General features: G+C 58.4%; 26 protein-coding genes. 12 read left to right on the top strand and 14 right to left on the bottom strand.

The window, feature by feature from the left end; translation table 11 throughout:
• Positions 1 to 23: 23 nt before the first annotated feature.
• The 5 genes from dxr to pyrH all read right to left on the bottom strand — a co-directional run bounded on the left by dxr (position 24) and on the right by pyrH (position 4,219).
• Positions 24 to 1,190: a 1-deoxy-D-xylulose-5-phosphate reductoisomerase gene (dxr, locus tag FE702_RS04305; RefSeq protein ID WP_147125039.1), complete on the bottom strand. Its 1,167-nt coding sequence runs from the start codon at positions 1,188 to 1,190 to the stop codon at positions 24 to 26.
• Positions 1,190 to 1,978 (bottom strand): phosphatidate cytidylyltransferase, encoded by a 789-nt coding sequence (locus tag FE702_RS04310; protein ID WP_147125040.1) that lies wholly within the window; start codon positions 1,976 to 1,978, stop codon positions 1,190 to 1,192. The genes dxr and FE702_RS04310 overlap by 1 nt, the downstream gene beginning before the upstream one ends.
• A complete protein-coding gene (gene uppS, locus FE702_RS04315) occupies positions 1,975 to 2,730 on the bottom strand; it encodes a polyprenyl diphosphate synthase (RefSeq protein WP_430303143.1) in 756 nt (251 codons plus the stop codon). The genes FE702_RS04310 and uppS overlap by 4 nt, the downstream gene beginning before the upstream one ends.
• 38 nt (positions 2,731 to 2,768) lie before the next feature.
• Positions 2,769 to 3,335 carry a ribosome recycling factor gene (gene frr, locus FE702_RS04320; protein ID WP_147125041.1) on the bottom strand — a complete coding sequence of 189 codons (567 nt, stop codon included), beginning with the start codon at positions 3,333 to 3,335 and terminating at the stop codon, positions 2,769 to 2,771.
• A gap of 134 nt (positions 3,336 to 3,469) precedes the next feature.
• Positions 3,470 to 4,219 (bottom strand): UMP kinase, encoded by a 750-nt coding sequence (gene pyrH / locus FE702_RS04325; RefSeq protein ID WP_147125042.1) that lies wholly within the window; start codon positions 4,217 to 4,219, stop codon positions 3,470 to 3,472.
• A 150-nt stretch (positions 4,220 to 4,369) separates the two neighbouring features.
• Here pyrH and miaA point away from each other — a divergent pair, with 150 nt between their 5' ends.
• From miaA to FE702_RS04355, 6 genes are all read left to right on the top strand, one after another.
• Positions 4,370 to 5,245, top strand: coding sequence for a tRNA (adenosine(37)-N6)-dimethylallyltransferase MiaA (miaA, locus tag FE702_RS04330; RefSeq protein ID WP_147126124.1), 876 nt, complete (start codon positions 4,370 to 4,372; stop codon positions 5,243 to 5,245).
• Positions 5,246 to 5,367: 122 nt separating this feature from the next.
• Positions 5,368 to 6,144 carry a helix-turn-helix domain-containing protein gene (locus FE702_RS04335; protein ID WP_147125043.1) on the top strand — a complete coding sequence of 259 codons (777 nt, stop codon included), beginning with the start codon at positions 5,368 to 5,370 and terminating at the stop codon, positions 6,142 to 6,144.
• Between the two features lie 227 nt (positions 6,145 to 6,371).
• Positions 6,372 to 8,030 (top strand): ABC transporter substrate-binding protein, encoded by a 1,659-nt coding sequence (locus FE702_RS04340; RefSeq protein WP_147125044.1) that lies wholly within the window; start codon positions 6,372 to 6,374, stop codon positions 8,028 to 8,030.
• A 102-nt stretch (positions 8,031 to 8,132) separates the two neighbouring features.
• Entirely contained in the window at positions 8,133 to 9,179 is a 1,047-nt protein-coding gene (locus FE702_RS04345) for an ABC transporter permease (RefSeq protein ID WP_147125045.1), read from the top strand.
• Positions 9,180 to 9,191: 12 nt separating this feature from the next.
• Positions 9,192 to 10,376 carry an ABC transporter permease gene (locus tag FE702_RS04350; RefSeq protein WP_147125046.1) on the top strand — a complete coding sequence of 395 codons (1,185 nt, stop codon included), beginning with the start codon at positions 9,192 to 9,194 and terminating at the stop codon, positions 10,374 to 10,376.
• A gap of 82 nt (positions 10,377 to 10,458) precedes the next feature.
• Entirely contained in the window at positions 10,459 to 12,543 is a 2,085-nt protein-coding gene (locus tag FE702_RS04355) for a dipeptide ABC transporter ATP-binding protein (RefSeq protein ID WP_147125047.1), read from the top strand.
• A gap of 52 nt (positions 12,544 to 12,595) precedes the next feature.
• Here FE702_RS04355 and FE702_RS04360 read toward each other — a convergent pair whose 3' ends face one another.
• Together FE702_RS04360 and FE702_RS04365 are read right to left on the bottom strand one after the other, a co-directional pair.
• A complete protein-coding gene (locus tag FE702_RS04360) occupies positions 12,596 to 13,036 on the bottom strand; it encodes a hypothetical protein (RefSeq protein ID WP_147125048.1) in 441 nt (146 codons plus the stop codon).
• 294 nt (positions 13,037 to 13,330) lie between these two features.
• Entirely contained in the window at positions 13,331 to 13,912 is a 582-nt protein-coding gene (locus FE702_RS04365; protein WP_147125049.1) for a lytic transglycosylase domain-containing protein, read from the bottom strand.
• 140 nt (positions 13,913 to 14,052) lie between these two features.
• On the opposite strand from FE702_RS04365, the gene ssb reads away from it, so the two are divergent.
• Entirely contained in the window at positions 14,053 to 14,565 is a 513-nt protein-coding gene (gene ssb, locus FE702_RS04370; RefSeq protein ID WP_147125050.1) for a single-stranded DNA-binding protein, read from the top strand.
• A 57-nt stretch (positions 14,566 to 14,622) separates the two neighbouring features.
• Here ssb and FE702_RS04375 read toward each other — a convergent pair whose 3' ends face one another.
• The 3 genes from FE702_RS04375 to FE702_RS04385 are packed head-to-tail and all read right to left on the bottom strand — an operon-like array spanning position 14,623 to position 17,364.
• Positions 14,623 to 15,690: an alpha/beta hydrolase gene (locus tag FE702_RS04375; protein WP_147125051.1), complete on the bottom strand. Its 1,068-nt coding sequence runs from the start codon at positions 15,688 to 15,690 to the stop codon at positions 14,623 to 14,625.
• Positions 15,687 to 16,790 (bottom strand): 3-dehydroquinate synthase, encoded by a 1,104-nt coding sequence (gene aroB / locus FE702_RS04380; RefSeq protein ID WP_147125052.1) that lies wholly within the window; start codon positions 16,788 to 16,790, stop codon positions 15,687 to 15,689. The genes FE702_RS04375 and aroB overlap by 4 nt, the downstream gene beginning before the upstream one ends.
• Positions 16,783 to 17,364, bottom strand: coding sequence for a shikimate kinase (locus FE702_RS04385; protein ID WP_147125053.1), 582 nt, complete (start codon positions 17,362 to 17,364; stop codon positions 16,783 to 16,785). The genes aroB and FE702_RS04385 overlap by 8 nt, the downstream gene beginning before the upstream one ends.
• A gap of 126 nt (positions 17,365 to 17,490) precedes the next feature.
• On the opposite strand from FE702_RS04385, the gene FE702_RS18530 reads away from it, so the two are divergent.
• Genes FE702_RS18530 through FE702_RS04400 form a run of 4 tightly spaced genes read left to right on the top strand, consistent with a single transcriptional unit; the run spans position 17,491 to position 21,404 of the window.
• Positions 17,491 to 17,643, top strand: coding sequence for a hypothetical protein (locus FE702_RS18530; protein WP_186827054.1), 153 nt, complete (start codon positions 17,491 to 17,493; stop codon positions 17,641 to 17,643).
• A 46-nt stretch (positions 17,644 to 17,689) separates the two neighbouring features.
• Positions 17,690 to 19,168 (top strand): hypothetical protein, encoded by a 1,479-nt coding sequence (locus FE702_RS04390; protein ID WP_147125054.1) that lies wholly within the window; start codon positions 17,690 to 17,692, stop codon positions 19,166 to 19,168.
• Entirely contained in the window at positions 19,165 to 20,073 is a 909-nt protein-coding gene (locus FE702_RS04395) for a site-specific tyrosine recombinase XerD (RefSeq protein WP_147125055.1), read from the top strand. The genes FE702_RS04390 and FE702_RS04395 overlap by 4 nt, the downstream gene beginning before the upstream one ends.
• Before the next feature lie 41 nt (positions 20,074 to 20,114).
• Positions 20,115 to 21,404, top strand: a complete 1,290-nt coding sequence (locus FE702_RS04400; protein ID WP_147125056.1) for an HlyC/CorC family transporter — start codon at positions 20,115 to 20,117, stop codon at positions 21,402 to 21,404.
• Here the strand turns inward: FE702_RS04400 and FE702_RS04405 are convergent.
• Complete coding sequence (locus FE702_RS04405) at positions 21,401 to 21,625, bottom strand: hypothetical protein (RefSeq protein WP_147125057.1); 225 nt, start codon at positions 21,623 to 21,625, stop codon at positions 21,401 to 21,403. The two genes, FE702_RS04400 and FE702_RS04405, sit on opposite strands and share 4 nt — an antisense overlap.
• Positions 21,626 to 21,661: 36 nt before the next feature.
• Positions 21,662 to 23,197: a helicase HerA-like domain-containing protein gene (locus FE702_RS04410; protein WP_147125058.1), complete on the bottom strand. Its 1,536-nt coding sequence runs from the start codon at positions 23,195 to 23,197 to the stop codon at positions 21,662 to 21,664.
• Between the two features lie 442 nt (positions 23,198 to 23,639).
• Between FE702_RS04410 and FE702_RS04415 the strand changes: the two genes are divergently transcribed.
• Positions 23,640 to 24,239, top strand: a complete 600-nt coding sequence (locus FE702_RS04415; RefSeq protein ID WP_147125059.1) for an invasion associated locus B family protein — start codon at positions 23,640 to 23,642, stop codon at positions 24,237 to 24,239.
• A 51-nt stretch (positions 24,240 to 24,290) separates the two neighbouring features.
• Here FE702_RS04415 and FE702_RS04420 read toward each other — a convergent pair whose 3' ends face one another.
• Positions 24,291 to 25,499: a beta-ketoacyl-[acyl-carrier-protein] synthase family protein gene (locus FE702_RS04420; protein ID WP_147125060.1), complete on the bottom strand. Its 1,209-nt coding sequence runs from the start codon at positions 25,497 to 25,499 to the stop codon at positions 24,291 to 24,293.
• Positions 25,500 to 25,501: 2 nt separating this feature from the next.
• A complete protein-coding gene (locus FE702_RS04425; RefSeq protein ID WP_147125061.1) occupies positions 25,502 to 25,771 on the bottom strand; it encodes an acyl carrier protein in 270 nt (89 codons plus the stop codon).
• Between the last annotated feature and the right edge of the window lie 33 nt (positions 25,772 to 25,804).

Here is a 25,804-nt window from a genome sequence, read left to right on the forward strand (position 1 = left end):
GTCCTGTTTACCGGTGCCGCGTCTTAAGGGCGGCTTTTGATATGCTCTTGAGCTGTTGTGCGTGCCAATTGGTCTGTCTTCAGGATATTTTCAAGCGTTACATCGGCGAGAAGATCCTGTCCCGCAGCCAATGTTGACAGGGTTTCGTCCACAATTGCGGCCATTGTGAGGAAACCGATGTCTTCTGCGATGAACGCATCCAGCGCCTGTTCCTTGGCGGCATTAAAGGCCGCGCCCCACAAGCCACCCTGATCCATCACCTCTCGCGCCAGACGCAGAGCCGGATACCGGTCTTCGCAAGCCTTGCGGAAGGTGAACTGCCCGATTTGGGTCAAGTCCAGACGTTCGACCGGCAGGCATTTACGATCAGGATAGTGCAGTGCAAATCCGATGGCGTGGCGCATATCCGGTGGCCCGACATGAGCCATCAAGGCACCATCGCAAAACCCGACCAGAGCATGGATCAGGCTTTCGGGATGGATCACAGCCTCAATCTGCGACGCAGAAACGCCAAAATACTCTTTGGTTTCAATCAGCTCCAGCGCCTTATTGAACATCGACGCGCTGTCGATGGTGATGCGAGTTCCCATGTCCCAGTTTGGATGAGAGGCTGCTTCGGACACGGTGACAGTCTGAAGGTCCTCAATCGGGCGATCCCGGAATGCACCACCCGAGGCGGTGATGATCACACGTTCGACACAGGCTAAATCCTCTCCTATCAGCGCCTGAAAGACTGCCGAATGCTCACTGTCCACCGGCAGCACCTGTGCGCCGTGCTGCTTGGCCGTTGCCATCAAGAGTGGGCCAGCGGTGACGAGGCTTTCTTTATTGGCCAAGGCGAGGGTATTGCCGTGCTTGAGCGCCTCTAGCCCCGGCAGCAGACCTGCGGCCCCCACGATAGAGGACATCGTCCAATCAGCAGGCCGCGCAGCCAAATCGACCAAAGCCCCTGCCCCGGCAGCAGCTTCGATCCCGGTGCCGGCCAAGGCGTCCTTGAGTTCGGAATACCGGCTTTCATCTGCTGTGACTGCAACCTCGACATTCAGATCGCGGGCGTCAGCGGCCAGTTGAGCGATGTTGCCTGCGCCTGTGAGGCCAACGACGTCATAGGCGTCGCGATCCCGCTTGATCAGGTCGATGGTGTTTTGCCCGATGGAGCCCGTCGCCCCAAAGATCGTGACACGACGCATTAGAAATCGACCTGTGGAACATCGACAACAAGGGCGGCGGCTAGCATGACAAGCGATGCCCCCAGCAGACCGTCAAAGCGGTCAAACAAGCCGCCGTGGCCGGGAATAAGAGCCGAGCTGTCCTTGACCCCCATACGCCGCTTCAGCGCGCTTTCGGTGATGTCCCCCATCTGGGAAGCAAAGCTCACCAGAACCGAAATCCAGATCAGATCCCGTCCTGCGGTTGTAAAGCTCAGAAAGACCGCGCCTAGTGCAGCTGCGCCAACCCAGCCTGCGACCGTGCCGGACCATGTTTTCTTGGGCGACAGACGCGGCCAGAACTTTGGACCACCAATCATGCGACCGGCAAAGTAGCCGGCGATGTCAGTCACGGCCACAACCAAAACCAGCCAAAAGATCCAGACGACACCATAGGTTTCCCGAAATGTCACAAGGCCCCAACCTGCAATCATGATGCCAATCGCAAAGCCAAGGAATGTCAGCCGTTCGCGCCGCAGCAACGCGGCCCCGCCGATGGCTGGCAGCAGGATCAACGGCAAAAGCGCAACACCCGGCACCGTCAACAAACCCGACAGGATCGAGGCCACCAGCGCCGCGAGCAGCATGCCTTCGGTCGGGGCTTCGGGGCGGATCATCATCCACAGTTCCCAAACCATGACCGCTGTCACAAAAACCGTCAGCATCTGAAACCAGACACCGCCAAGCGTCACCGCCACAAGCCCCGTCACAGCCAGAGCAACTCCCGAGACCAAACGTTGTCGGAGGTCATCCCATTTGGGGCTGCTCATGCGGTGACACCGCCAAAGCGTCGTTCGCGTTTGCCAAACCGAGACACGACACGATTGAATTCCTCAGGGGTGAAGTCAGGCCAGAGCGTGTCGATAAATTCGTATTCTGCGTAGGCTGATTGCCAGAGCAGGAAATTGGAAATCCGTGCCTCCCCGCTGGTGCGGATCACAAGGTCCGGATCCGGCAGGAACCGGGTGTCGAGAAACCGCGCAAGACACTCGGCATCTACATCCTTGTGCGTGAGCCGCCCCTGTTCGATTTCCACGGCCAGCCGTTGCGCCGCGCGCGTGACCTCATCACGACCACCATAATTGATCGCAATGGTCAGGTGCAGCTTGGAATTGCCCGCCGTCAGAAGCTCAAGCTCATCCATCAGCGATACAAGTGTATCCTCAAGCCGGATTCGGTCGCCGATGAATCGAACGCGAACACCAGCTTCCAGAAGCGCCTTGGCCTCATGGATAATATAGCGCCGAAACAGGCGCATCAGACCGCCAACCTCAGATTGAGTGCGTTTCCAGTTTTCGGTCGAGAAAGCAAAGATTGTTAGATGCGTCACGCCGGCGTCCGGGCAGGCTTTGACGATATCTCGCACGCGTTGGGCGCCCACATAATGCCCGACCAGCCGCCTGCGTCCGCGCTGCTGCGCCCACCGACCGTTACCGTCCATGATACATGCCACATGGAAAGGATCATTATATCCGGTGTCTTTGGGCATCGTGGATCGCTTTACTTTGGCTTCATCATGCATTCAGCCCGGTCCTGCATAGCAGACCGGCACTGCCGTCCTTAGACCTGCATGATCTCAGCTTGTTTCGTTTCCAGCGACTGATCGACAGATTTGATAAGGCGATCGGTTAGTTCCTGAACCTCGCCTTCCCAAAGCTTTTGATCATCCTCTGACATCCCAGCCGCCTTGGCTTTTTTGATCTGATCCATTCCGTCGCGACGGACATTGCGGATACTGACCCGGGCGTTTTCGGCATATTGCGCCGCGACCTTGGTCAGTTCACGGCGACGTTCTTCGTTCAGTTCCGGGATCGGCAGCATAATGATCGTACCATTGAGCTGCGGATTGATGCCCAAACCGCTTTCGCGGATGGCCTTCTCCACTTTGCCAACCAGTGACTTGTCCCAGACGTTTACCGTGACCATCCGTGGCTCGGGAACGTTGACGGTCCCGACCTGGTTGATCGGTGTCATGCTGCCGTAGGCATCGACCATCACGGGTTCCAGCATCGACGCCGAGGCGCGACCGGTGCGCAAAGACGCAAATTCGGTCCGCAGCGAGGCAATCGCGCCTTCCATGCGGCGTTCCAGATCATCAACATCAATATCGAGGTCTTCTTCGGACATCTCATTCGCTCGTTTGTTTGTATGGGCCGGGTATATCGCGGCCTATGCGTCTTTGTATAGCCTAGGGATTGGTACAATGTCGCGTGTGCAAGGTTATGGGCCTGCCTGTGCAGATCACGTGCAGCCGTGACACCCTATCCCCCGACGCGAGTATAGGTGCCCTTCCCGGCCAGAATTCCGCGGAAGCCGCCTGGTTCGTCAAGGCTGAAGACGATGATCGGCAGATTGTTGTCACGCGCCAGCGCGATTGCCGAGGCATCCATCACGCCAAGACGTTTTTGCAGGCATTCGTCATAGCTGACGTTTTCATAACGGACCGCATCATCGTGTTTCGCCGGGTCCTTGTCATACACACCATCCACCTTGGTGCCTTTAAAGATCGCCTCGCAGCGCATCTCATTCGCACGAAGGGTCGCGGCGGTATCTGTCGTGAAATACGGGTTGCCGGTGCCGGCCGCAAAGATGCAGACACGTTTTTTCTCAAGGTGGCGCACGGCGCGACGGCGGATGTAGGGCTCGCAGACCTGATCCATCGGGATCGCACTAATGACGCGGGTAAAGACGCCCAGACCTTCCAAGGCCGATTGCATGGCCAGCGCGTTCATCACTGTTGCGAGCATGCCCATGTAGTCGGCTGTTGTGCGTTCCATGCCCTGCGCGCTGCCTTGCAGCCCGCGAAAGATGTTGCCGCCGCCGATGACCATACAGATTTCGACGCCCAGATCGTGAACCGATTTGACCTCATTGGCGATGCGTTCGACCGTTGGAGGATGCAGACCAAATCCTTGGTCGCCCATCAGTGCCTCGCCAGAGATTTTCAGAAGCACCCGATTGAACTTGGTCTCGGATTCGCTGGTGTCACTGTTGACGGCGTCTGCGGTCATGCTGCCCTCCTTGGGTCGTCGGACTATGTTCCGACGCCCTTTGACATGCTGGACAAGCCGACGCAATATCGTCGATACGCTTGAGGCGTGGCGCATGCCATTGAATTCTCGCGCAAAACCAACCCATCTAAGATCAACATCCGACCACAAATGACTGATTTGTCGCGCATATCCAACGATCAGCCGATTTTGATTGCCGGTCCGACAGCGTCGGGCAAATCCGCGCTGGCGTTGAAACTGGCCGAGCATCGGTCCGGTCCAATCATCAATGCCGATGCGCTTCAGGTTTTTGCTGGTTGGCGGGTCCTGACGGCGCGCCCTAGTCCCGAAGATGAAGCGCTGCATCCTCACGCGCTGTATGGGCATGTGCCAGTGAACGAATCCTACTCGGTAGGAGCATGGCTGCGCGATGTGACGCCGTATCTGACAGGACCAGCCCCGATCATAGTTGGTGGCACAGGTTTGTATTTCCGGGCTTTGACAGAAGGTCTGGCCGAAATTCCAGAAACCCCGCCAGAGGTGCGCGCGGAAGGTGACGCGCGCTTGGCGGATGACGGTCTGGCCGCAATGGTTGCGTGTCTTGATCACAAGACCGCAGCGCGGATTGATCTGAACAACCCCGCCCGCGTTCAACGCGCGTGGGAGGTGCTTCATGCCACAGGGCGCGGATTGGCGGACTGGCAAGAGAAAACACCGCCGCCGCTTCTGCCGCTGACGTCCTGTGTGCCCATTGTCATGGACGCCGACAAAGAGTGGCTGAATGCGCGCATCGAACAGCGGTTTGATCTGATGCTGGACGGTGGCGCGCTTGAGGAAGCAAGCGCCATGGCGGAGGATTTTGATGCAACTTGGCCTTCTGCCAAGGCAATCGGCGCTGTGGAGCTGATTGAATATGTCCGCGGCGATCGCGACCTCGCATCGGCGCGTGAGGCGAGCGTGATCGCCACCCGGCAATACGCCAAACGACAACGCACATGGTTCCGGGCGCGTATGAAAAAGTGGACCGCCATATCGGTCCCCGGCTGATTTATAGCAGTCTACGCTTGCACAAACCCCACATTTAGCGGCTTTGGAATGTGCGCGAAGTCGCGTATCCTATCAAAAAACAACACGGCGGTCAGAGCGGGTAATTACAGGGGCTTAGCACCATGTCGGTACAAGTTATGACCTTTTCGCAGATGATGCGGGACGGAAACTGGCGGCTTTCGTCACTTCATTCCGAAGACGATCATCTGCTGCTTTGGTTTACCAAGGGACAAGGCAAGATCATTATCAATGGCCTGACTCGGATCTATGGTCCGAATGCCATTGTGTTTCTGCCCGCTGGCACCGCATTTTCGCTTGAGACCAAAACGGGATTGTTTGGACAGGTGGCCATGATCCCAGAACGACCCGAGATCGCGATGCCAGAGGCACCGATCCATCTGCGCATGCGCGATCTTATGGAGCACAGCGAATTCGTGGGTCTTTTCGAGAATTTGCAACGCGAGGCGGCACGGGATTTGTCACAACAAACACGCGCCTGTCATCTGTATGCGGGATTACTTGGCGTCTGGCTTGAGCGGCGCAACGAAGCGCAGTCGGAAAAAGAGGCGACGCTCAATGCCGCTGAACGGCTGACGCGGAAATACACGCAATTGCTGGAAACCCGCTACGCTTCGGGTGTCGGCGTCGCCGAAATGGCCGCCGAATTAGGGGTGACGCCGACGCATTTGACCCGCTGCTGCCGACAGGCCTGCGGACGATCAGCACATGATATGCTGTCTGAGCGTCTGATGTATGAGGCGCGCGATCTGTTGCGGCGCACGGACCTGCCGATCAAGAGAATTGCGCTCGACCTGGGCTATCGCTCCGCGGCCTATTTCACGCGCTCTTTTCAGCATCAGGTCGGCCAGACCCCGTCTGATTTTCGGCGTGCTGGCTGAGCCAATCAACCTTACTGGCCCCTTTCCGACATCCGTCATGTCGCAAAATTGATATGAAACGGCGAAAGCAACCGTTGACCTTCGGAGCGATATGGTGCGCTATGGTCCGGCACAACGGGGAGAGTGTGCAGAAAATCCGCTTTTGACCTGGGCAGCCGCCCGGTTTGTCATGACGAATACGGCTGCCGCCTCCTCCAGAAATAATGATGTGTCACAGGGAGAAAAAGATGACGCAAACCACCACTTCGGTGCATCCAGCGGCGAAAATGTACGCGGACGAATACAAGGCGGGCAAGCTTGACCGTCGTGAATTCATGGCGCGCGCGACAGCCTTGGGTGTGGCATCGGCCACAGCCTACAGCCTGATTGGGGCAACTCCAGCAGCTGCTGCGGGCCACGCTCAGCAAGGCGGCACTCTGCGCATGGAAATGGAAATCCGCGCACTGAAAGACCCACGTACGTTTGACTGGACGCAAATTGCGACCTTCACCGCTGGCTGGCTGGAATATCTGGTTGAATACAACAGCGACGGGTCGTTCGAGCCAATGCTGCTGGAAAGCTGGACCGCAAACGACAACGCGACACAGTACACTCTGAACGTCCGCAAAGGCGTCAAGTGGAACAACGGTGACGACTTCACCGCAGACGACGTGGCACGCAACGTTGCAATGTGGTGCGAAAAGGACGTCGAGGGTAACTCGATGGCCGGTCGTATGGCGTCGCTGATCGACCCAGACACCAACAAGGCACGCGACGGCGCAATCGTTGTCGTCGACAGCCACACGGTACAACTGAACCTGCCAAACCCAGATATCACCATCATTCCGGGCATGGCTGACTATCCAGCGGCGATCGTCCACAGCAGCCACAACCCAGACGACATGCTGGGCACTGCAGTCGGCACCGGTTACATGATGCCTGAAAGCCATGAAGTCGGCGTCAAAGGCGTCCTGGTCCGCAACGAAGGCCATGACTGGTGGGGCTATGAAGCCGGCAAAGGTGGTTTCCTCGACCGTATCGAATTCATCGATTACGGCACGGACCCATCGGCATTTGTCGCGGCTTACGAGGCCGAAGAAATCGACATGAACTGGGAATCGGTTGGCGACTTCGTCGACATCTTCTCGAGCCTTGGCCTTGTCCGTTCGGACGTTGTGTCGGGTGCGACCGTCGTGATCCGGCCAAACCAAGACGCAGAAGTCGATGGCATGAAGCCTTACGCAGACGTGCGCGTCCGCAAAGCGCTGGCCATGGCGGTCGACAACGCTGTGTGTCTGGAACTGGGTGTCTCCGGCAACGGTATCCCAGCGGATAACTGCCACGTTGGTCCAGTTCACCCAGAGCATGACCCATCGGTCACGCGTATCGCCTATGATCCAGCAGGTGCAAAAGCCCTGATGGAAGAAGCAGGCATGGGTGATTTCGAGCACGAGCTGATCTCGATCGACGATGACTGGCGCAAGAACACGACTGACGCCGTGGCAGCTCAGCTGCGCGACGCAGGCATCAACGTGCGCCGGACTGTTCTGCCGGGTTCGACCTTCTGGAACGACTGGGCGAAATATCCGTTCAGCTCGACCAACTGGAACCACCGCCCACTGGGTACGCAGGTTCTGGGTCTGGCCTACCGCTCGGGCGAAGCATGGAACGAAAGCGCGTTCAACAACGCCGAGTTCGACAGCCTGCTGGCAGAAGCCAACTCGATCGCCGATGCAGATGCACGCCGCGAAGTGATGGGCAAACTGCAAGCCATCATGATCAACGAAGGCGTGACGATCCAGCCATACTGGCGCACGATCACACGTCACCACGTTGAAGGCCTGGTCGGTGTCGACATGCACATCGCGTACCTGCCGCAAATCTACAAGTGGGGCTTCGCAGCCTAACTTGATCAACTGGTTCGGGCCGCAGGACATTCTGCGGCCCTTTCCACCCTTATAGACTGCGAGTGCCGATAAACGGCACCAATCCATCCAACAGGGGTCCAAATGGGACTGTTTATCCTTCGCAGGTCGGGGGTGATGCTGCTGACGGCACTATGCCTGACGTTCATCGTTTTTTTCCTGACCAATCTGGGTCCAAACCTGGAAAAACTTGCCAAAACTCAGGGTAACTTCCGTATGACGGAAGCCGAGGTCGCCAGCTACCTTGGAGATCGCGGGTATCTTCAGCCGACGATGTACAAATACGCCGAATGGTTGGGAGTGAAGCCCGGGTTCAAAACGGTGAAAGAGGATGGCTCGGTCGTTGGCCGGTGTGTGCGTCCCGGCGTTCCTGTTGAAGAAACCCCCGAATACTGCGGACTTCTGCAGGGCAACTGGGGCTTTTCGACCGTTTTCAAAGACGATGTCTCCGAGATCGTCTGGAAACGTTTGGGCCTGACCGGATACCTGATGTTCTGGGTGATGCTTGTGATGGTTCCAGGCGCGCTGATCTTCGGCGTCTTGTCGGGCATGCGTGAAGGGTCGCGCACAGACCGCACCCTGTCGACCACGGCGATCACCTTTACCGCGACACCTGAATACGTGTCGGGTGTTATCTTTATTGCGCTCTTTGCATCCTCTGCCGGCTTCGGCCGGATCTTCAAAGGGTCGGCCACCAGTGCCATGGAAAGCGCGAACTTCGAAAACTTTTTCCTGCCTGTCATCACCATCTCGCTATATGGCCTTGGCTACATCGCGCGGATGACACGGGCTTCGATGGCCGAAGTCATGACAGCGCAATACATCCGGACAGCCCGCCTGAAAGGTGTGAGCTTCCGCAACATCGTCTTGAAACATGCCCTGCGTAACGCGCTGATTGCACCGTTCACAGTGATCATGCTTCAAATCCCATGGCTGTTGAACGGCGTGGTGATCGTTGAGACGCTGTTTAACTACAAGGGCTTCGGCTGGCTTCTGGTTCAGGCCGCCGGGAACAATGACATTGACCTGCTGCTGGCCTGTTCGGTTGTAGCTGTCGTCGTGGTTCTGTTGACCCAGCTGATCAGTGACATCGGCTATGTCTTCCTCAACCCCCGTATTCGTGTGAGCTAAGGAGGTCCCATCATGGAATTGTTAAGCTGGGGCGCCATTATCACGCAAATTCTGATCCAGTTCATCCCGGTCTGGATTGCCCTGTTCCTCACCTTCACGGTGTCGATCATGTTCAAGCGCAAGCTGGGCCTGTATGGCAAGCTGTTCGACAGCCCCATCGGTATGGTTGGCTATGCATTGGTCATGTTCTGGGTGTTCACGGCGATTTTCGCCGATCTGATCATGACCCATGATCCGCTGGCACAGATTTCGTCCATGAAGAACAAGGTGCCGGGCACACCCGTCAGCGGGGCAGATGAGGGCATCTTTGAACATTATCTGCTGGGCGGTGACGCGTTGGCGCGGGATGTGTTCAGCCGCATGGTCAAGGGCAGCCAGATCGTTGTAACAATCGCACCTTTTGCGACGCTCTTTGCGTTCATGGTCGGCATCACACTGGGTCTGCCAGCCGGTTATTTTGGCGGCAAGTTCGACACGGTCCTGTCGTTCCTTGCGAACCTGATCCTCGCCTTCCCGGTGATCCTGCTGTTCTATCTGCTGGTCACACCAGAGATCGTGGCGACAGGTCTGCCGACCTATATGGCGATGGTGCTGTTCCTGTTCCCGATCATCTTCTTGGTGATCCTGTTCAACAGCCGGTTCTTCACCCAACCACAGAAGCGCAACATCATGGTGGCGGCGATCGTCGGTGTTGGTGGTTGGCTCTATCTGTCGCTGATTTCGCAGTCGAACACGCCGGTGAACTTTATGGGTGCGCTGGACGGGTTTGACGTCGCGGGCGGTATCCTCATCGTGTTCGTGTCGGTGGTTTTCGTGAACTCGCCTACCGTGTTCCGGATCGTGCGCGGCCTCGCGCTTGATATCCAGACACGGGATTATGTGGCGGCAGCGCAAACGCGCGGTGAAGGTCCGTGGTACATCATGCTTTGGGAAATCCTTCCCAATGCACGTGGGCCACTGATCGTCGATTTCTGCCTGCGGATTGGCTACACCACGATCCTCCTGGGAACACTTGGCTTCTTTGGTCTGGGTCTGCCGCCGGAAAGCCCGGACTGGGGCACGACCATTAACGCCGGTCGCCGCCTTCTGAGCGCCTTCCCCCACCCCGCCATTGTACCGGCTGTCGCGCTTGTGACGTTGGTGCTGGGTCTGAACCTGCTGGCCGACGGCCTGCGGGAAGAGAGCCTGCGGGATTAATTGCCAACCTCGGGAGGTGGGGGGCCAGCCCCCCACACCCCCCGGAGTTATTCTGGAAAGATGAAGAACAAGGAGACGAGGGATGGCAAAGTGGGATTATGACGGGCCAATCCTGGAAATCGATCAACTGTCGATTTCGTTCTTTACCCGGCTGCGCGAAATTCCTGCGGTCATGGATTTCAGTTGCGTCGTGCAACCAGGCGAAGCGATGGGCCTTGTGGGCGAATCCGGCTGTGGGAAATCGACCGTCGCGCTCGGCGTCATGCAGGATCTGGGCGTCAATGGTCGGATCGTCGGCGGGTCGATCAAGTTCAAGGGCCGTGACCTGAACGAGATGAGCCAGGAAGAGCTGCGCGACATTCGCGGCTCTGAGATCGCGATGATCTATCAGGAACCGATGGCCTCGCTCAACCCGGCGATGAAAATCGGCAAGCAGCTGATGGAAGTGCCGATGATCCACGAAGGGGTCAGCGAGAAAGAAGCCTATGACCGCGCGCTTGAGGTGGTGACGGATGTGAAGCTGCCGGACCCCAAACGGATGCTGGACAGTTTCCCGCATCAGCTTTCGGGTGGTCAGCAACAGCGGATCGTGATCGCTATGGCCTTGATGTCGAAGCCGTCGCTCTTGATCCTTGATGAGCCGACAACGGCTCTCGACGTGACGGTCGAAGCCGCTGTGGTCGAGCTGGTGAAAGATCTGGGCAAGAAATACGGCACGTCGATGCTGTTTATCTCGCACAACCTTGGTCTGGTGCTGGAAACCTGTGACCGGATTTGCGTGATGTATTCGGGCGAAGCGGTTGAGACCGGCTCAATTGCGGATGTATTCGACAACATGCGGCACCCCTATACTCAGGCGCTGTTCCGCTCGATCCCGCTGCCGGGCGCCGACAAGAACGCGCGGCCGCTCAAAGCCATTCCCGGGAACTTCCCCCTACCCCACGAACGTCCGCCCGGCTGTAACTTCGGCCCGCGCTGCGATTATTTTGAAGGTGGGCGCTGTGATGCAGGCGACATCAAGATGTCAGAGGTGCCGGGTGATGACCGCCACGGGTCGCGGTGTCTCAAGTGGACCGAGATCGACTGGGACGCACCGATGGTCGTCACGGACGCCAAGGAAAAGGCAAAGCCCGGCGATGTTGTTCTGAAGATGGACAATCTGAAGAAATACTACGAGGTCGCAGCCAATGCGATGTTTGGCGGGGGCGGCAAGAAGGTCGTCAAGGCCAACGAGACGCTGTCATTCGAGGCGCGTGAATCCGAGACTCTGGCCATTGTGGGCGAGTCCGGTTGCGGGAAATCGACCTTTGCCAAGGTGCTGATGGGGCTCGAGACGGCGACAGACGGGTCGATCACGATGCTCAATCAGGGCATTGAGAGCATTCCAATTCAGGAACGCAGCACTGACACCGTCAAAAACGTGCAGATGGTGTTTCAGAATCCGTTCGATACGCTGAACCCGTCGATGACGGTGGGCAGCCAGATCATGCGCGCCTTGGAAATCTTTGGCGTGGGTGACACGGTCGATGCCCGGCGGCAGCGGATGCTGGAGCTGCTTGATCTCGTGAAGCTTCCGCGTGCCTTTGCAGACCGGATGCCACGGCAATTGTCAGGCGGTCAGAAGCAACGCGTTGGCATTGCGCGCGCCTTTGCAGGAGACGCGAAAATCGTGGTCGCCGACGAACCTGTGTCGGCGCTTGATGTGTCGGTTCAGGCGGCGGTGACGGACCTGTTGATGGAAATTCAGCGGGAACACAAAACCACACTGCTGTTTATCAGCCACGACCTGTCAATTGTGCGCTATCTCAGCGACCGGGTGATGGTGATGTATCTGGGCCATGTGGTTGAGATGGGCAGCACGGATCAGGTCTTTGCCCCTCCCTATCACCCCTATACCGAGGCGCTGCTGAGCGCGGTGCCCATCGCGGATACCAGCGTTGAAAAAGAGCACATCGTTCTGGAAGGCGACATTCCGTCGGCCATGAACCCGCCTTCGGGTTGCCCATTCCAAACACGGTGCCGTTGGAAATCGGAAGTGCCGGGTGGCCTATGTGAGAAGGAAGTGCCGCCGGTGCGTCACCTGGCCGAAGGGCATCAGGTAAAGTGCCATCTGGCCGACGATATTCTCGCGCGGATGAACCCTGTGATTAAGGTTGCAGCAGAGTAAAGCAAATCTTGGTTACGCGCCTGCCATTTGCGGTGCGTAACCTTCACGCTTGCTACTCTAAAGCAGCGCGAACGGCGGCTTCTGTACCGCTCTTGCCCCAACCAAACGCAGATTTGTAAGGTGTGCCAAGCGCCACACCGCTGGCAACATTGACGCCAGACATTTTTGGTCGTTGCGCGCCGACATTCATCTTGATCGCGACGCCGCCGTCACAGGTCATGTCTATGTCGCCCGCACGGGTCACCTTGCCTTCGCACGTCCCCCATGTCGGCCCCGTAACCGTGTACTCTGCTGATCCGTTGGCGTGACCGCGTAGTTCACCGGGCAAAAGTTCCTCGCTGCCATCATCAAACTGCACCAGCATCATGGCGGGAAAGGTGATCTCGAAGGCGCCAGTCATCTGGCCATCGTTCTGGGCGGCGGCAATCATCACCGGTACTTCGCATCCGGATAGTAGAATTGCGGCTCCGGCCAGCATGACGTTTCTTAGCATATTTGTCCCCCCAACATTGCGCACCAGTCTGGCGAGCACAAAAGAGTGAGTCAATTTTGGGGAGCCCGGCGGCCTCTAGGTGGGATACAGAGCCGAGCGACTTAACGCTTGCTCCACCAGATTTGGAAAAGATCGTAAACAGCCCAAGCCGACATGCAGATAATGATCACCCAGCGGATGGGACCAGCGTTGTCAATTGTCTCTGCGTCGGCAAGCAGATGAAGGACGATCCATACAAAGGCGATCAGGATGGCCCAAACGATAAGTGACCTTCTCAGCGAGCGCATAGGACGATCATGACCCCATGATGATCTTCACGTAGTTCTGCGTTTCCCTGAACGGGGGAATGCCGCCGTACTGCTCGACCCTGTGAGGTCCGGCGTTGTAGGCGGCGAGCGCGAGGCGCCAGTCGCGGAACTTTACGTATTGCTCTTTGAGGTAGCGGGCGCCGCCTTCGAGATTTTGCTTGGGGTCTTTGGGATCGACACCAAGATACTTGGCGGTGCCGGGCATCAACTGGGCTAGACCGTAGGCACCGGCGTGGCTTTTGGCCTTAGGGTTCCAACGACTCTCTTGATTGACAAGCCGCAGGAACAAATCCTCTGGAATGCCATGACGGCGGGCGGCGTCGCGCGCCATTTGCAAATACGGGCCACGGTATTTGCCGTTGTATCCAGGCGTTGCGAATTTGGACGGAACAACGATGGGCTTGGGCTTTAGGCGGACCGAGTTCGAATACTGCGCCGATGCGCGGTTATCGAGAACGTCCAACTGGGATTTAAAGATTGAGGTTCTGGATTTGGTCGACGTCGTCTGTTGCGCCAAAACGCCTGTCGCCACACACGACACCACAAAAGCTGCCACTAGGTAACGCATCTGCTCGCCCCATTTTCTGTGGACAACATATAGGATTTGGGCGGGATTGCACCACCGTAGATGGACATTTACCCGCCTTTAACCCACAAATACGCAAGATTTGCATCAAAACGACGACATGAGAATCAAGGAGGTCCGCCATGGCCGGGTCGGTTAACAAAGTCATCCTGATCGGCAATCTGGGTGCTGACCCAGAGGTGCGCACGTTCCAGAACGGTGGCAAGGTCTGCAATTTGCGGATCGCAACGTCTGAAAACTGGAAGGATCGCAACACCGGGGAACGCCGTGAGCGGACCGAATGGCACACGGTTGCGATCTTTAGCGAACCTTTGGCCCGCGTTGCAGAGCAGTACCTGCGCAAAGGCTCCAAGGTCTATATCGAAGGCAAGCTGGAAACCCGCAAGTGGCAGGATCAGAACGGTCAGGACCGCTACTCGACCGAGGTTGTGCTGCGCCCCTATCAGTCTGAACTCACCATGTTGGACGGTCGGAATGATCGTCAGGGGGGTGGCTATGATCAGGTTGGCGGCGGGTCCTCTGGTGGCGGCTACAGTCAAGGCGGCGGTGGCGGTTACGGAGGCGGCCAAGGTGGCGGCGGTGGCTATTCGTCCCCTGCCCCGGCTGCGGATATCGACGACGAGATCCCGTTCTAAGTCAGTTGCCACACCTGCGCGTCCGCAGGTCGTCAGACATGGGTCGCAGTTGCGATCCTAGCGCCCGCGTCCGGCAAGGTCGCGGGCGCGTCCGTTATCGGACACGATAAACGGCGTCAGAAGCGGCAGAGCCGTTTCATCCCCGTCCCGCAGACGCCGCAGCAGAGCGATGGCAGAGGGCGACTCCAAGATGATCTGGTGGTTCAGGCTTCTGGTTTCACCGAAGGCTGTCAGGTCGATCAGGGTGACGGGCAAACCAGCCACATCCTCGGCAGAGGTCAGCGTTCCCAACCGATTGCGTCCGCCGGTAAAGAGCGAAGATATCCGAAGGGCTTGATCCTGCTGAGCCACGAACACCACAAAGGGATTGGGCAGCGGAACCGCCTCTTGGATTTCATCCACCTGCCGACGGAATACGTCGGGATCAATGTCCGGCGAAATCAGGATCAGCCCTGACACCCGCGCCAGCGTGGCGCGGTCCCCGCGTTGCGCCAGATCGCGCAGCGCCTCCATCACCAAGAGCGCACCCATGGAATGTGCAATGATCAGAACCTCGCCCTCCGACCGTGACAGGTTGCGCAGCGACATGCGGAAATCACGACGTGCAAAAAGCACCGAGTCCCGATCATACAAGTAACCCCGCAGGTCGGCGGCGGATGGCCACGCGAAGGCAACCGTCGGGGACGTGATGCCAAAATCCTCTCGGATCTGAGCCGTCTGAAACACGGCTTCGGCCACGTTGTTGTTGAAACCGTGCACGAACATGACCGTTTCGCGCCGGGCGCGAATGTCAGCGTGCATCGCGCGTTCGGACGAGAACTCTTTGATGTCAGCAACAGTGAAATGCTTGTTGCTGTCCGGCACGCCTCGGGGCCACTCGATTTCTCCTGCCACGTGCTTTGGCGGGATCGACACCGTGACCCGACCAAACCGCCGATCACCTTCACGTTCTGATCCAAAGAACCCGTCAAGTTGCCCCTCGGGTTGGGTCGTGATGACATGCACATCTTGCAGCGTTGCATCCGGGTTGGGCGGCGCAGCTACAGGGATGCGCGGCGGGCTGCAGGCACTGAGCAGCCCAAGAGCCAGCCCCAAGGCCAGCGCAACACCCAAACGCGGTGTCACGCGGCGTCCCGGATGACATCGAGCACGGCTTCTGATGCGACGTCCGAGGTAACAAATGCGTTGCCGATGCCACGCATCAAGATGAAACGCAGCTTGCCGTCGATAACCTTTTTGTCCTGCCCCATCAGTTCCAGCAACGCGGCTGCGTCAGGTAGATCACCCGGAATATCAGACAGCCGCGCGCGCATGCCCATCTCGTGAAGATGCGCCTGAACGCGGCTTGGGTCCTCTTGTGGCGACAGGCCCAAACGCGATGAAAGATCAGCTGCCATCGCGCAGCCAATGGCCACGCCTTCGCCATGGAGCAGACGATCTGAATAGCCGGTTGCGTTCTCAAGCGCGTGGCAGAACGTGTGGCCAAGGTTCAAAAGCGCACGGTCACCCTGTTCGGTTTCGTCTCGGGCAACGATATCGGCCTTCATCTGAACCGACCGCTTTACGGCATGGATGCGTTTTTCCACGTCACCGTCGGCCATGGCTGGCGCGTTCGCCTCCAACCATTCGAAAAAGCCCGCGTCGCCCAAAAGGCCGTATTTCATGACTTCGCCATAGCCAGCCAGAAAATCGCGCCGCGTGAGCGTGCCAAGCGCCTCGACATCCGCCAAGACCAGTGACGGTTGGTGAAAGGCCCCGATCAGATTCTTGCCCTGGGGCGCATTGATTGCGGTTTTCCCACCAACCGAACTGTCGACCTGTGCGAGCAAGGTTGTTGGAATCTGGATATAGCGCACGCCCCGCCGCAGGATCGCAGCCGCAAATCCCACCAGATCGCCAATGACTCCACCGCCAAAGGCGATGACAGCATCATTTCTCTCGATCTTTTCAGCCAGAAGCCATTCGACGCTCTGCGACAGTGGCCCCCATGATTTGGTGGCTTCCCCAGCAGGCAGCGTCAGTGCGGAATGCGTGATACCGGCGCCGTCGAGCGCTTTTTCCAGTGTCGCCAGATGCAACGGCGCGACGGTTTCATCGGTAATGATCGCCACACGTGGACGTCTCAGAAGCGGTGCGATCAAATCCCCGGCCGAAGTCAAAAGGCCAGTACCGATCAGCACATCATAGGCGCGGTCCCCCAAGGGCACATGCACGGTTTCACGCATTTTGAACCTCCAGGACGTCGGGGCGCGCGGACAAAGCCGCGATGACGGCATCTGTCATGTCTTCGATCGAATACTTGGGATCTGCGGCAACGGCGAGCCCGGCTTGCGCATAATGCGGCACCCGTTCGGCCATAATCCGCGCAAGAGTGGCCTTTGGATCGGGCGTCCGCAGCAAGGGGCGCGTATCTTTGTGCCGCACGCGTTCCCACAGCAGTTCCAGATCGGCCTCAAGCCAGACCGACAACCCGCGCTCGGCAATTGCGGCTTTGGTGTCATCACGCAGGAATGCGCCACCTCCTGTCGACAGGATCGACGGCGTTTCGTCCAACAGGCGTGCGATGACCTGTGCTTCTTTATCGCGAAAGAACGGCTCGCCATCGCGTTCGAAAATCTCTGCAATGGTCATATTGGCGGCCAATTCCACCTCGTGATCAGAGTCTTTGAAGGGCGCACCTAATCGCGCCGCCAAGGCGCGCCCAATCGCTGTTTTGCCCGCGCCCATCATCCCAACAAGGACAATCGTCCGCTTGAGGGCGAAGCGTTCTGGGTTCGGCTGTGCGTTCACGTGCGCCATGTCCTGCTTATTACTTGCTCTTCTTCTTTGAATGACGTGAATATCCGAAAAAGGCCATATATAAGGCTCGCAAAATGTGGCGCATCGCAGGATGGCCGGCCGAGGCAAACAAAAGGCAGGGTGCAAATGATTTGGAGACTGATCAAGTTCGTGGTCGTTCTGAGTGTGCTCGCGGCCATCGGTTTGATCGGCTATGCCTATATTGGTCCGTTTTTTGGCAATGACTTTGCGGCCCCGCAGAACACGGTGGTGATCCCTCTTGAGTTTCCGTTGGAGTAACTTGCTGTCAGGCATTGCCATGTCGGCGGGCATGGCGGTCCCGGCCATGGGTCAGAGCACAGTGGGCACCGCTGTCGAAGCCTTGGAGGCTGGCATTGGTGATGCACCCTTGTCGGCAATCGACTGGTTGGATGATTTGCCCGTTGAAGAAGCCCTAGAAGGCGGGATAACCGCGCCGATTGAAGCGCCGGTGACCACAACCGGGCTGCCCCCTGCGATCACATCCACAGAGCTTTCCGCCACTGAAGGGCGCGCCATTGGCTTGCTGGCCCCCGGTGTCAGTGGCTTGCCCGAAACATTGTGGTCCGGCGCAAATGGCACCGCGGTGATTGAAGCGATACGCATGCTGCCTGACCGGCTTTTGCCGGCGCAGCAGGAATTGCGGTTGCGTGTGCTCCTGGCCCAGACCACTTCGCCGACTGGCGTTGATACGGAAACCTTTCTTCAAGAACGCGCCGTTGCGCTGGCCCGCACCGGACGCGTGGCCGAGGCGCAGGCCCTGCTGGCACAACTTGAAGCCCTCAGAGCCGATGCATTCGCGGATTTTGCAGCCTTTGGCCTTTTGACCGAAGCCGACGATGAGGTCTGCGCACGCGCCGATCAATTGGTTCCGGATGATGTGTCGTTTGATTTGCGGGTCTTTTGCCTCGCCCGTGGCGGAGATTGGTCTGCGGCTGCTGTCTTGGTCCAGACGGCTGCAGTGCTGGGCGACATTCCCGCGGAAGACGCCCTGTTGCTGGCGCAGTTTCTAGACCCCGAAATCGCAGACGCAGCGCTTCCCACCGGGCCTTTGACGAACCCAAGCCCACTGGCGTTCCGCATGCGCGAGGCCATTGGCACTCCGGTGACAACGGTCGATTTGCCATTGCCCTACGCCGTCGCCGACTTGCGCCCGCAGGTCGCGTGGAAGGCACAGCTTGACGCCGCAGAACGCCTTGCCAGTGCGGGGGCGATCCCACCCAACCAATTGCTTGGCCTTTACACTTTGCGCGTCCCGGCTGCGTCAGGCGGTGTCTGGGATCGTGCAGCTGCGGTGCAGGCGTTAGACGGAGCGCTTGGTCAGAACGACACTGCGGCCATTGAAGACGCGGCTGCAAATGCCACCGCACTCTTGGCCCCGATGGGGCTTGACGTCGCTTTGGCCGAGATGTTTGCCGAGGACCTTTTGGATCACGCCGATGGCGCTGCGGCGCAACGGCTTATTGCCTTGTCTGGTCAGTACGAAGCGATTTCCGGCAGTGCATCGGCGTCAGACCTGTCGCGCGCGCTCGCGCTTGGCGACACGTCTGCACTCGCGGCGCCAGCGGACCCCAAGCGCAACGCTTTGCACGCAGGTTTTATCACGCCGCCTCAACCCTATGCTGGCACAGCGCTCGGGTTGGACATCCTGACGGCGATGGCCGACATCGAAGCGGCGCGTCAGGGAGACATCACGCGATTGAGCGACGCGCTGATGACCCTGCGCGGTATGGGCTTAGAAGACCTCGCCAGACGCACCGCGCTTCAGATGCTGCTGCTGACATGAACGACCTGCACTGGATACAGGGCTTTATCGAAGCACAGGCGGCAGAGCTTGATGCCGCTGCAAACACGCAATCCGCCTACGCCCGCGACCTCAAGGACGTGGTCGATTGGTTTTCAAACCGAAACCTCGATTTCGCGACTGCCACGCAAGCAGATATCGAAGCTTATCTTATCCATTGCGAGGCACAGGGGCTGGCCAAGTCGACGCGTGCGCGGCGGCTGTCGTCGATCAAACAGCTGTACCGATATGCCTTTGAGGAAGGCCTGCGCGCAGACAATCCGGCGATCCAAATCCGTGGCCCCGGGCGGGAAAAACGCCTGCCTAAGACGCTGAGCCTCGATGAAGTCGAACGTCTCCTGCAAGCGGCCCGGACCCATAGCAAGTCGGAGTCGATCCGATTGCGCACGACCTGCCTGATGGAACTGCTCTACGCGACAGGGATGCGGGTGACAGAGCTTGTTTCGCTGCCGCTGTCTTCGGCACGGGGGGACCCGCGCATGTTGCTCATCCGGGGCAAAGGCGGAAAGGAACGCATGGTGCCGCTGTCGGACCCGGCACGCGACGCAATGGCCGCTTGGTTGCAACATCTTGATGCCCAAGACGGGCCATCGCCGAAATTTCTCTTTGCCTCGCGCGGAAAGCTGGGCCACCTGACGCGTCACGCCTTTTACATGCTGATCAAAGAGCTTGCGGTCACCGGTGGCGTCAGTCCTGAAAAGGTCACTCCCCATACTTTGCGCCATGCCTTTGCGACCCACCTTCTTGAGAATGGCGCGGACCTACGCGCGATCCAGACATTGCTGGGCCATGCCGATGTGGCGACGACAGAAATTTACACCCACGTGCTGGAAGAACGGCTCAAGGACCTGGTGCTGACGCATCACCCGCTGGCGAAAGACGACTAGCGCCCCTTGCCGCAGGCGGTTTGCCGCAGCATATCACCGTCATGACTGATCCTACCCCTGTTCTTGACTCGTCCTTCTGGATCACCGCTGGCGCAATTCTCATGCTCTTGGTGATGTCAGGTTTCTTTTCTGGTTCCGAAACGGCCCTGACGGCTGCCTCGCGCGGCAAGCTGCGGGCACAGGCCGATAAGGGGTCCATGGGGGCCGCGCGCGCCTTGAAGATCACCGAAGATAACGAGCGGCTGATCGGCTCGGTCCTGTTGGGCAACAACCTCGTCAACATTTTGGCGACGTCGTTGGCCACCGCCCTTTTGACGAGCGTCTTTGGCGAAAGCGGCGTTGCGCTGGCCACGCTTGTGATGACCTTGCTTGTTCTGATCTTTGCCGAGGTTCTCCCAAAAACCTACGCCATCACGAATTCCGAGACCGCCGCAAGCGCCGTCGCTCTGCCGATTTCGATTGTCGTGCGCCTTTTTGCGCCGATTGTGTCAGCGGTGCGGGTGCTAGTGCGCGGCGTGTTGCGGATTTTCGGTGTGCAAATCGACCCGAACAGTAACATCCTTGCCGTTCGCGAAGAGATTGCGGGAGCGCTGACGCTCGGCCATCAGGAAGGTGTCGTCGAAAAGGAAGACCGCGACCGTATTCTGGGCGCGCTTGATCTGGCTGAACGTACGGTCGAAGAGATCATGCTGCACCGCTCCGGGATCGAGATGATTGATGCCAGCCTTCCGCCGGATGAAATCCTGAGCCTGTGCCTGGCGTCGCGTCACACGCGATTGCCGCTGTTCCGCGATGAACAAGAGAACATCGTTGGCGTCATCCACGCCAAAGACCTCGCCCGGGCGATGGATCGGCTCGTGCGCGGGCCGGACGGATCAGACTTTGACGTCATGGACGTCGCGATGGAGCCATATTTCGTCCCGGAAACCACGACGCTGGATGACCAGATGCGTGAGTTCCTGCGCCGGCGGACGCATTTTGCGCTGGTGGTGGATGAATACGGATCGCTTCAGGGGCTTTTGACCCTTGAAGATATTCTCGAAGAGATCGTCGGCGAAATCGCGGATGAGTTCGACCATGAAGATGACGAGGTCGCGCGCACCGCCGACGGTCATTACCTTGTCGATGGCGGCATGACGATCCGTGACTTGAACCGCGCACATGATTGGAACCTACCCGATGACGAGGCCAATACCGTTGCGGGCCTTGTGATTCACGAAGCGCAGATCATTCCAACTGTGGGTCAGGCGTTCAGCTTTCACGGATTCCGGTTCGAGGTCGTCGAGAAAGACGCTAATCGCCTGACCAAATTGAAGGTGCGCCCGCTCTAGGCGTCACCACCAGTCAGTTTGGCAACGACGTCTTCGACGGAAATGCCAAGCTCTTCGAGCATGGACAGGTCAAATCCTTTTTCCTGCACCAGTTCGATGACTGCAGGAATGTCGAGCCCTTCGAGCGCCGACGCATCGATGCCCAGGTCGCCCAGTTTGGCGGTCACCTGATCCATTGCCGCGTTGCCTAGCAATCCGCCCAGCATGTTTCCAAGTCCCATGGTAATCTCCTTTACCGTTTACGTGAGTGCTGCAGGTCAGCGGCCTTTGAACATGCCGCCAAGGATACCGCGGACAATGCGCCGTCCTGTGGTTCCTTTAAGCTCTTTGATCACGGCCTGACCGATGGCTCCGCCAATGGTGGTCTGCCGCGTGCGCCGCGACGTCGAGCGCCCTACGCGGCTGCCAGAGTAGCGGCGGCCAGCGTTGTATTCACGCATGGCCGCCTCCTGTTCTTCTTCCTTTTGCTCGGCGGCCTCGGCCTCGGCTGCGGCTTTGTCGGCGCGCGCCTTGAGCACTTCATAGGCGCTCTCGCGGTCCTTCAATGCCTCGTATTTTCCGGCGATGGGGCTTGTCGCGATGACGTCGGCGCGTTCGCCCTTTGTGATCGGGCCAAGTTGTGAGGACGGCGGGCGGATTAATGTGCGTTCGACAATGCCCGGCACCCCCTTTTTCATCAGCATCGAGGTCACGGCCTCACCCACGCCAACCTCCCGAATGGCTTCCTCGGTGTCGAAACGCGGATTGGGACGGTAAGTGTCGGCGGCGGCGCGCAGGTTCTTTTTGTCCCGCGCCGTAAAGGCGCGCAGCGCGTGTTGGATGCGGTTGCCTAGCTGGCCAAGGATGTCTTCTGGGACATCGGCGGGATTCTGGGTGATGAAGTAGACACCGACGCCCTTGGACCGGATCAGACGTGCCACCTGTTCGACCTTGTCGACCAACGCCTTGGGTGCGTCTTCGAAGAGCAGATGCGCCTCATCAAAGAAGAATACCAGCTTGGGTTTATCCGGATCACCCACTTCTGGCAGCTCTTCGAAGAGTTCCGACAACAGCCATAGCAGGAACGTCGCATAAAGGCGCGGCGAGGCCATGAGCTTGTCCGCGGCAAGAATGTTGATCCGGCCGCGCCCATCCACATCAGTGCGCATGATGTCTGCCAGTTCCAACGCAGGCTCACCAAAAAGCTTGGCCCCGCCTTCGTTTTCAAGCACGAGCAAGCGTCGCTGGATCGCACCGATCGAGGCCACCGAGACATTGCCGTAGCGCAGGGAAAGATCCTCGCGGTTTTCTCCGACCCAGACCAAGAGCGCTTGCAGGTCCTTGAGATCAAGAACCGGAAGCCCCTGCTCGTCCGCCACACGGAAGGCGATGTTCAGGATGCCTTCTTGCGCCTCGGTCAGCTCCAACAGGCGCGAGATCAGAAGCGGTCCCATCTCGGCCACGGTGGTCCGCACCGGATGTCCCTGATCCCCGAAGAGATCCCAGAAGGTTACTGGAAAGGCGTCGTATCTATAGTCGTCAAAGCCGATCTTCTGCGCGCGGGTTGTGAAGGCGTCATGAAGCTTGAACTCCGCGCTGCCTGATTTCGCGATGCCGGAGAGGTCGCCTTTGACGTCTGAAAGAAAGACCGGCACGCCCGCAGCTGAGAAGCCTTCGGCAAGGATTTGCAGCGTCACGGTTTTCCCGGTTCCGGTCGCACCGGCAATCAACCCGTGCCTATTGGCATATCCAAGCGTCAATTCCTGACGATCTGAATATCCTTCGCCACCGCCGCCCACAAAAATTCCGGCCATACCCATTGCCCTTCCTGTCCCTCGGGCCATTGCGCGGCTCCGTTCACGCCGCACAATACATTGTTAACACCCCTGTGCCAGTCTGCTGCTGCCAGGGTTCACACAAATCGGAGCGTTGTCTGGTTGTTGCAAACCTTGGTTTTTTCCTCCCTATTGGACTGGCCGCCCTTTTTTTGAAGGGGCGGTTTTTTTTCTGAAGATGGCTGTTGATCTTTGTAACGGTGCGTCATAGCGTACCGCCATAAGTCGGCTAGTCCGACGGGGAGAGAAAACAATTTTGAAAAGGGCTCGTTCTTACGGGCCCTTTTCTTTTGGAAAACCAGCATGTTTTCTTGGGCACCGCTTGCTACGCGGGTTCTTGCCGAAAGGTCCTCAAATACACACCTGACACCCTGCGGCCTGCATGCTATTGCGGGCAAAACAAGGTAGAGTGGGGAAAATTATGTTCGCATTACTGCGACCCGTCGCGTTCATTGCGGCTGTGGCAATGGCAACGTCCGTTCAGGCACAAGAAACCGCAACCGCGGAAGAGGCTCCAGCCCCCGCAACCAGCGGCATCAGCCTGGGTGAAACCATTGTTGAAGGACGCGCCATCGGCGAAGAATACGTGCTCGAAGAGCATGGCGATTGGGCATTGCGCTGCATCACAACCGCTGAAGAGCAGGATCCATGCCAGCTTTATCAGCTGCTGCTTGACGAAGCAGGCAACTCGGTCGCGGAAATCAGTATGTTCCCACTGGACAATGGTGGCGAAGCTGTTGCGGGCGGAACGATCATCACCCCTCTTTCGACACTGCTGACGGCGCAAGTATCGCTGCGTATCGACAGCGGCGCAACGCGGCGCTACCCGTTCACCTTCTGCACGAACGAAGGGTGTTTTTCGCGCGTTGGCTTCACCGCTGACGACATCCAGAGCATGAAGCGCGGTGCTGCCGGAACCTTGACCATCGTGCCAGCCGGATCGCCAGAAACACGGGTCAACCTGACCGTGTCGCTGACTGGTTTCACGGCAGGATACGATTCAATCGACGCGCGTCAGTGATACCGGATCAAATTACGGAAATGGGCGCCCACGTGGCGCCCTTTTTTGTGCCTAGACCTTCCGCAGCGCCAAGACTGCGTTCAAGCCACCAAAGGCAAAGGCGTTGCTGAGTGCGCCGGTGACGGCGACCTCACGTGCCTCATTTGGCACCACATCCAACGCACATTCAGGATCCGGTTCCTCATAGCCGATTGTGGGGGCAATCACGCCGTCACGCAGCGCCATGATACAGGCCAAAAGCTCGACGGCCCCGGTTCCACCGATGCAATGACCGTGCATCGACTTGGTCGATGACATCATGAGGCTGTCGGCATGCGCGCCAAAGACATTGGCAACCGCCGCGCATTCGGTTTTGTCGTTCGCGGCCGTGCCGGTTCCATGCGCATTGATATAGCCGACCTCCTCGGGAGACATGCGCGCGTCTTTCAAGGCACCAGCAATAGCGCGGCCTGCGCCCTGCTGAGACGGCATCACGATATCTGCGGCATCAGATGTCATAGCAAAGCCAGACACCTCAGCCAGGATATCAGCGCCGCGTGCGCGGGCATGGTCATAATCTTCGAAGACAAAAACCCCTGCGCCTTCGCCCTGCACCATCCCGTTTCGGTTGCCGCTGAACGGACGACAGGCGTCTTTGGACATCACCCGCAGACCTTCCCACGCCTTGATCCCGCCGAAGGTCAGCATGCTTTCCGACCCACCCGTGATCATCGCCGTGCAGGCCCCAGAGCGGATCATGTGAAAAGCCTGCCCCATGGCATGGTTCGAAGAGGAACACGCCGTCGACACCGTAAAGGACGGACCCTTCAGATTGTATTCCATGCTGATATGGCTGGCGGCAGCGTTGTTCATCAGTTTGGGCACGACAAAGGGGTGAACGCGATTCTTTCCCTCTTCGTAGACGGCGCGATAGTTGTCTTCCCACGTGTTCATTCCGCCCGCAGCGGTCCCAAGAACCACGCCGGAATGCGCGGCCAAGTCGCCAGAAAACGTCAGCCCGGATTGCTGCACCGCTTCGCGCGCAGACAACATCGCAAACTGTGTAAATCGGTCATACAGAGCGACCTGTTGGCGATTGAAAAAGGCCGCCTCGTCATAGTCGCGCACCTGACCGCCGATGCGGATCGACAGGCGGTCGACATTCGGGAATTCCAGTTCTCCGATGCCACAGCGCCCCTCGCGCATGGCTTTCATGGTCTCGGAAGCGCTGGCGCCCAGAGCATTGATGGACCCTGCCCCCGTTATGACAACGCGCCGCATCGTTAGGTCTTGGCGTCGATCAGGGATTGCACGCCGTCCACGATTTTCTGCACCGACGAGATGTCGAATTCGCTCTTGTCGGGCTCATTGGCGTTGAAGGGGACTTGCACGTCAAAGGTCTCTTCGATGGCAAAGATCACCTCGACCAGCCCAAGCGAATCCAATCCTAGGTCCTCAAGCGTGCTTTCCGTGGTCACGTCGTCGAGATCGAGCATCGCTTGTTCAGCCAAGATGCCGCGAACCTGTTCTTCGACTGTCTGCGGTTGCGCCATGGTAAATCCTCACGTCATTGGGATGGCGTGGAT

The organism is Shimia ponticola, assembly GCF_007995215.1.
In the GTDB taxonomy this organism is placed as follows: Bacteria; Pseudomonadota; Alphaproteobacteria; order Rhodobacterales; family Rhodobacteraceae; genus Shimia_B; species Shimia_B ponticola.

Coding starts and splice junctions, on each gene's coding strand:
- dxr (WP_147125039.1), bottom strand. CDS start 1,190: ATGCGTCGTGTCACGATCTTTGGGGCGACGGGCTCCATCGGGCAAAAC.
- FE702_RS04310 (WP_147125040.1), bottom strand. CDS start 1,978: ATGAGCAGCCCCAAATGGGATGACCTCCGACAACGTTTGGTCTCGGGA.
- uppS (WP_430303143.1), bottom strand. CDS start 2,730: ATGCATGATGAAGCCAAAGTAAAGCGATCCACGATGCCCAAAGACACC.
- frr (WP_147125041.1), bottom strand. CDS start 3,335: ATGTCCGAAGAAGACCTCGATATTGATGTTGATGATCTGGAACGCCGC.
- pyrH (WP_147125042.1), bottom strand. CDS start 4,219: ATGACCGCAGACGCCGTCAACAGTGACACCAGCGAATCCGAGACCAAG.
- miaA (WP_147126124.1), top strand. CDS start 4,370: ATGACTGATTTGTCGCGCATATCCAACGATCAGCCGATTTTGATTGCC.
- FE702_RS04335 (WP_147125043.1), top strand. CDS start 5,368: ATGTCGGTACAAGTTATGACCTTTTCGCAGATGATGCGGGACGGAAAC.
- FE702_RS04340 (WP_147125044.1), top strand. CDS start 6,372: ATGACGCAAACCACCACTTCGGTGCATCCAGCGGCGAAAATGTACGCG.
- FE702_RS04345 (WP_147125045.1), top strand. CDS start 8,133: ATGGGACTGTTTATCCTTCGCAGGTCGGGGGTGATGCTGCTGACGGCA.
- FE702_RS04350 (WP_147125046.1), top strand. CDS start 9,192: ATGGAATTGTTAAGCTGGGGCGCCATTATCACGCAAATTCTGATCCAG.
- FE702_RS04355 (WP_147125047.1), top strand. CDS start 10,459: ATGGCAAAGTGGGATTATGACGGGCCAATCCTGGAAATCGATCAACTG.
- FE702_RS04360 (WP_147125048.1), bottom strand. CDS start 13,036: ATGCTAAGAAACGTCATGCTGGCCGGAGCCGCAATTCTACTATCCGGA.
- FE702_RS04365 (WP_147125049.1), bottom strand. CDS start 13,912: ATGCGTTACCTAGTGGCAGCTTTTGTGGTGTCGTGTGTGGCGACAGGC.
- ssb (WP_147125050.1), top strand. CDS start 14,053: ATGGCCGGGTCGGTTAACAAAGTCATCCTGATCGGCAATCTGGGTGCT.
- aroB (WP_147125052.1), bottom strand. CDS start 16,790: ATGCGTGAAACCGTGCATGTGCCCTTGGGGGACCGCGCCTATGATGTG.
- FE702_RS04385 (WP_147125053.1), bottom strand. CDS start 17,364: ATGGCGCACGTGAACGCACAGCCGAACCCAGAACGCTTCGCCCTCAAG.
- FE702_RS18530 (WP_186827054.1), top strand. CDS start 17,491: ATGATTTGGAGACTGATCAAGTTCGTGGTCGTTCTGAGTGTGCTCGCG.
- FE702_RS04390 (WP_147125054.1), top strand. CDS start 17,690: ATGGGTCAGAGCACAGTGGGCACCGCTGTCGAAGCCTTGGAGGCTGGC.
- FE702_RS04395 (WP_147125055.1), top strand. CDS start 19,165: ATGAACGACCTGCACTGGATACAGGGCTTTATCGAAGCACAGGCGGCA.
- FE702_RS04400 (WP_147125056.1), top strand. CDS start 20,115: ATGACTGATCCTACCCCTGTTCTTGACTCGTCCTTCTGGATCACCGCT.
- FE702_RS04405 (WP_147125057.1), bottom strand. CDS start 21,625: ATGGGACTTGGAAACATGCTGGGCGGATTGCTAGGCAACGCGGCAATG.
- FE702_RS04410 (WP_147125058.1), bottom strand. CDS start 23,197: ATGGCCGGAATTTTTGTGGGCGGCGGTGGCGAAGGATATTCAGATCGT.
- FE702_RS04415 (WP_147125059.1), top strand. CDS start 23,640: ATGTTCGCATTACTGCGACCCGTCGCGTTCATTGCGGCTGTGGCAATG.
- FE702_RS04420 (WP_147125060.1), bottom strand. CDS start 25,499: ATGCGGCGCGTTGTCATAACGGGGGCAGGGTCCATCAATGCTCTGGGC.
- FE702_RS04425 (WP_147125061.1), bottom strand. CDS start 25,771: ATGGCGCAACCGCAGACAGTCGAAGAACAGGTTCGCGGCATCTTGGCT.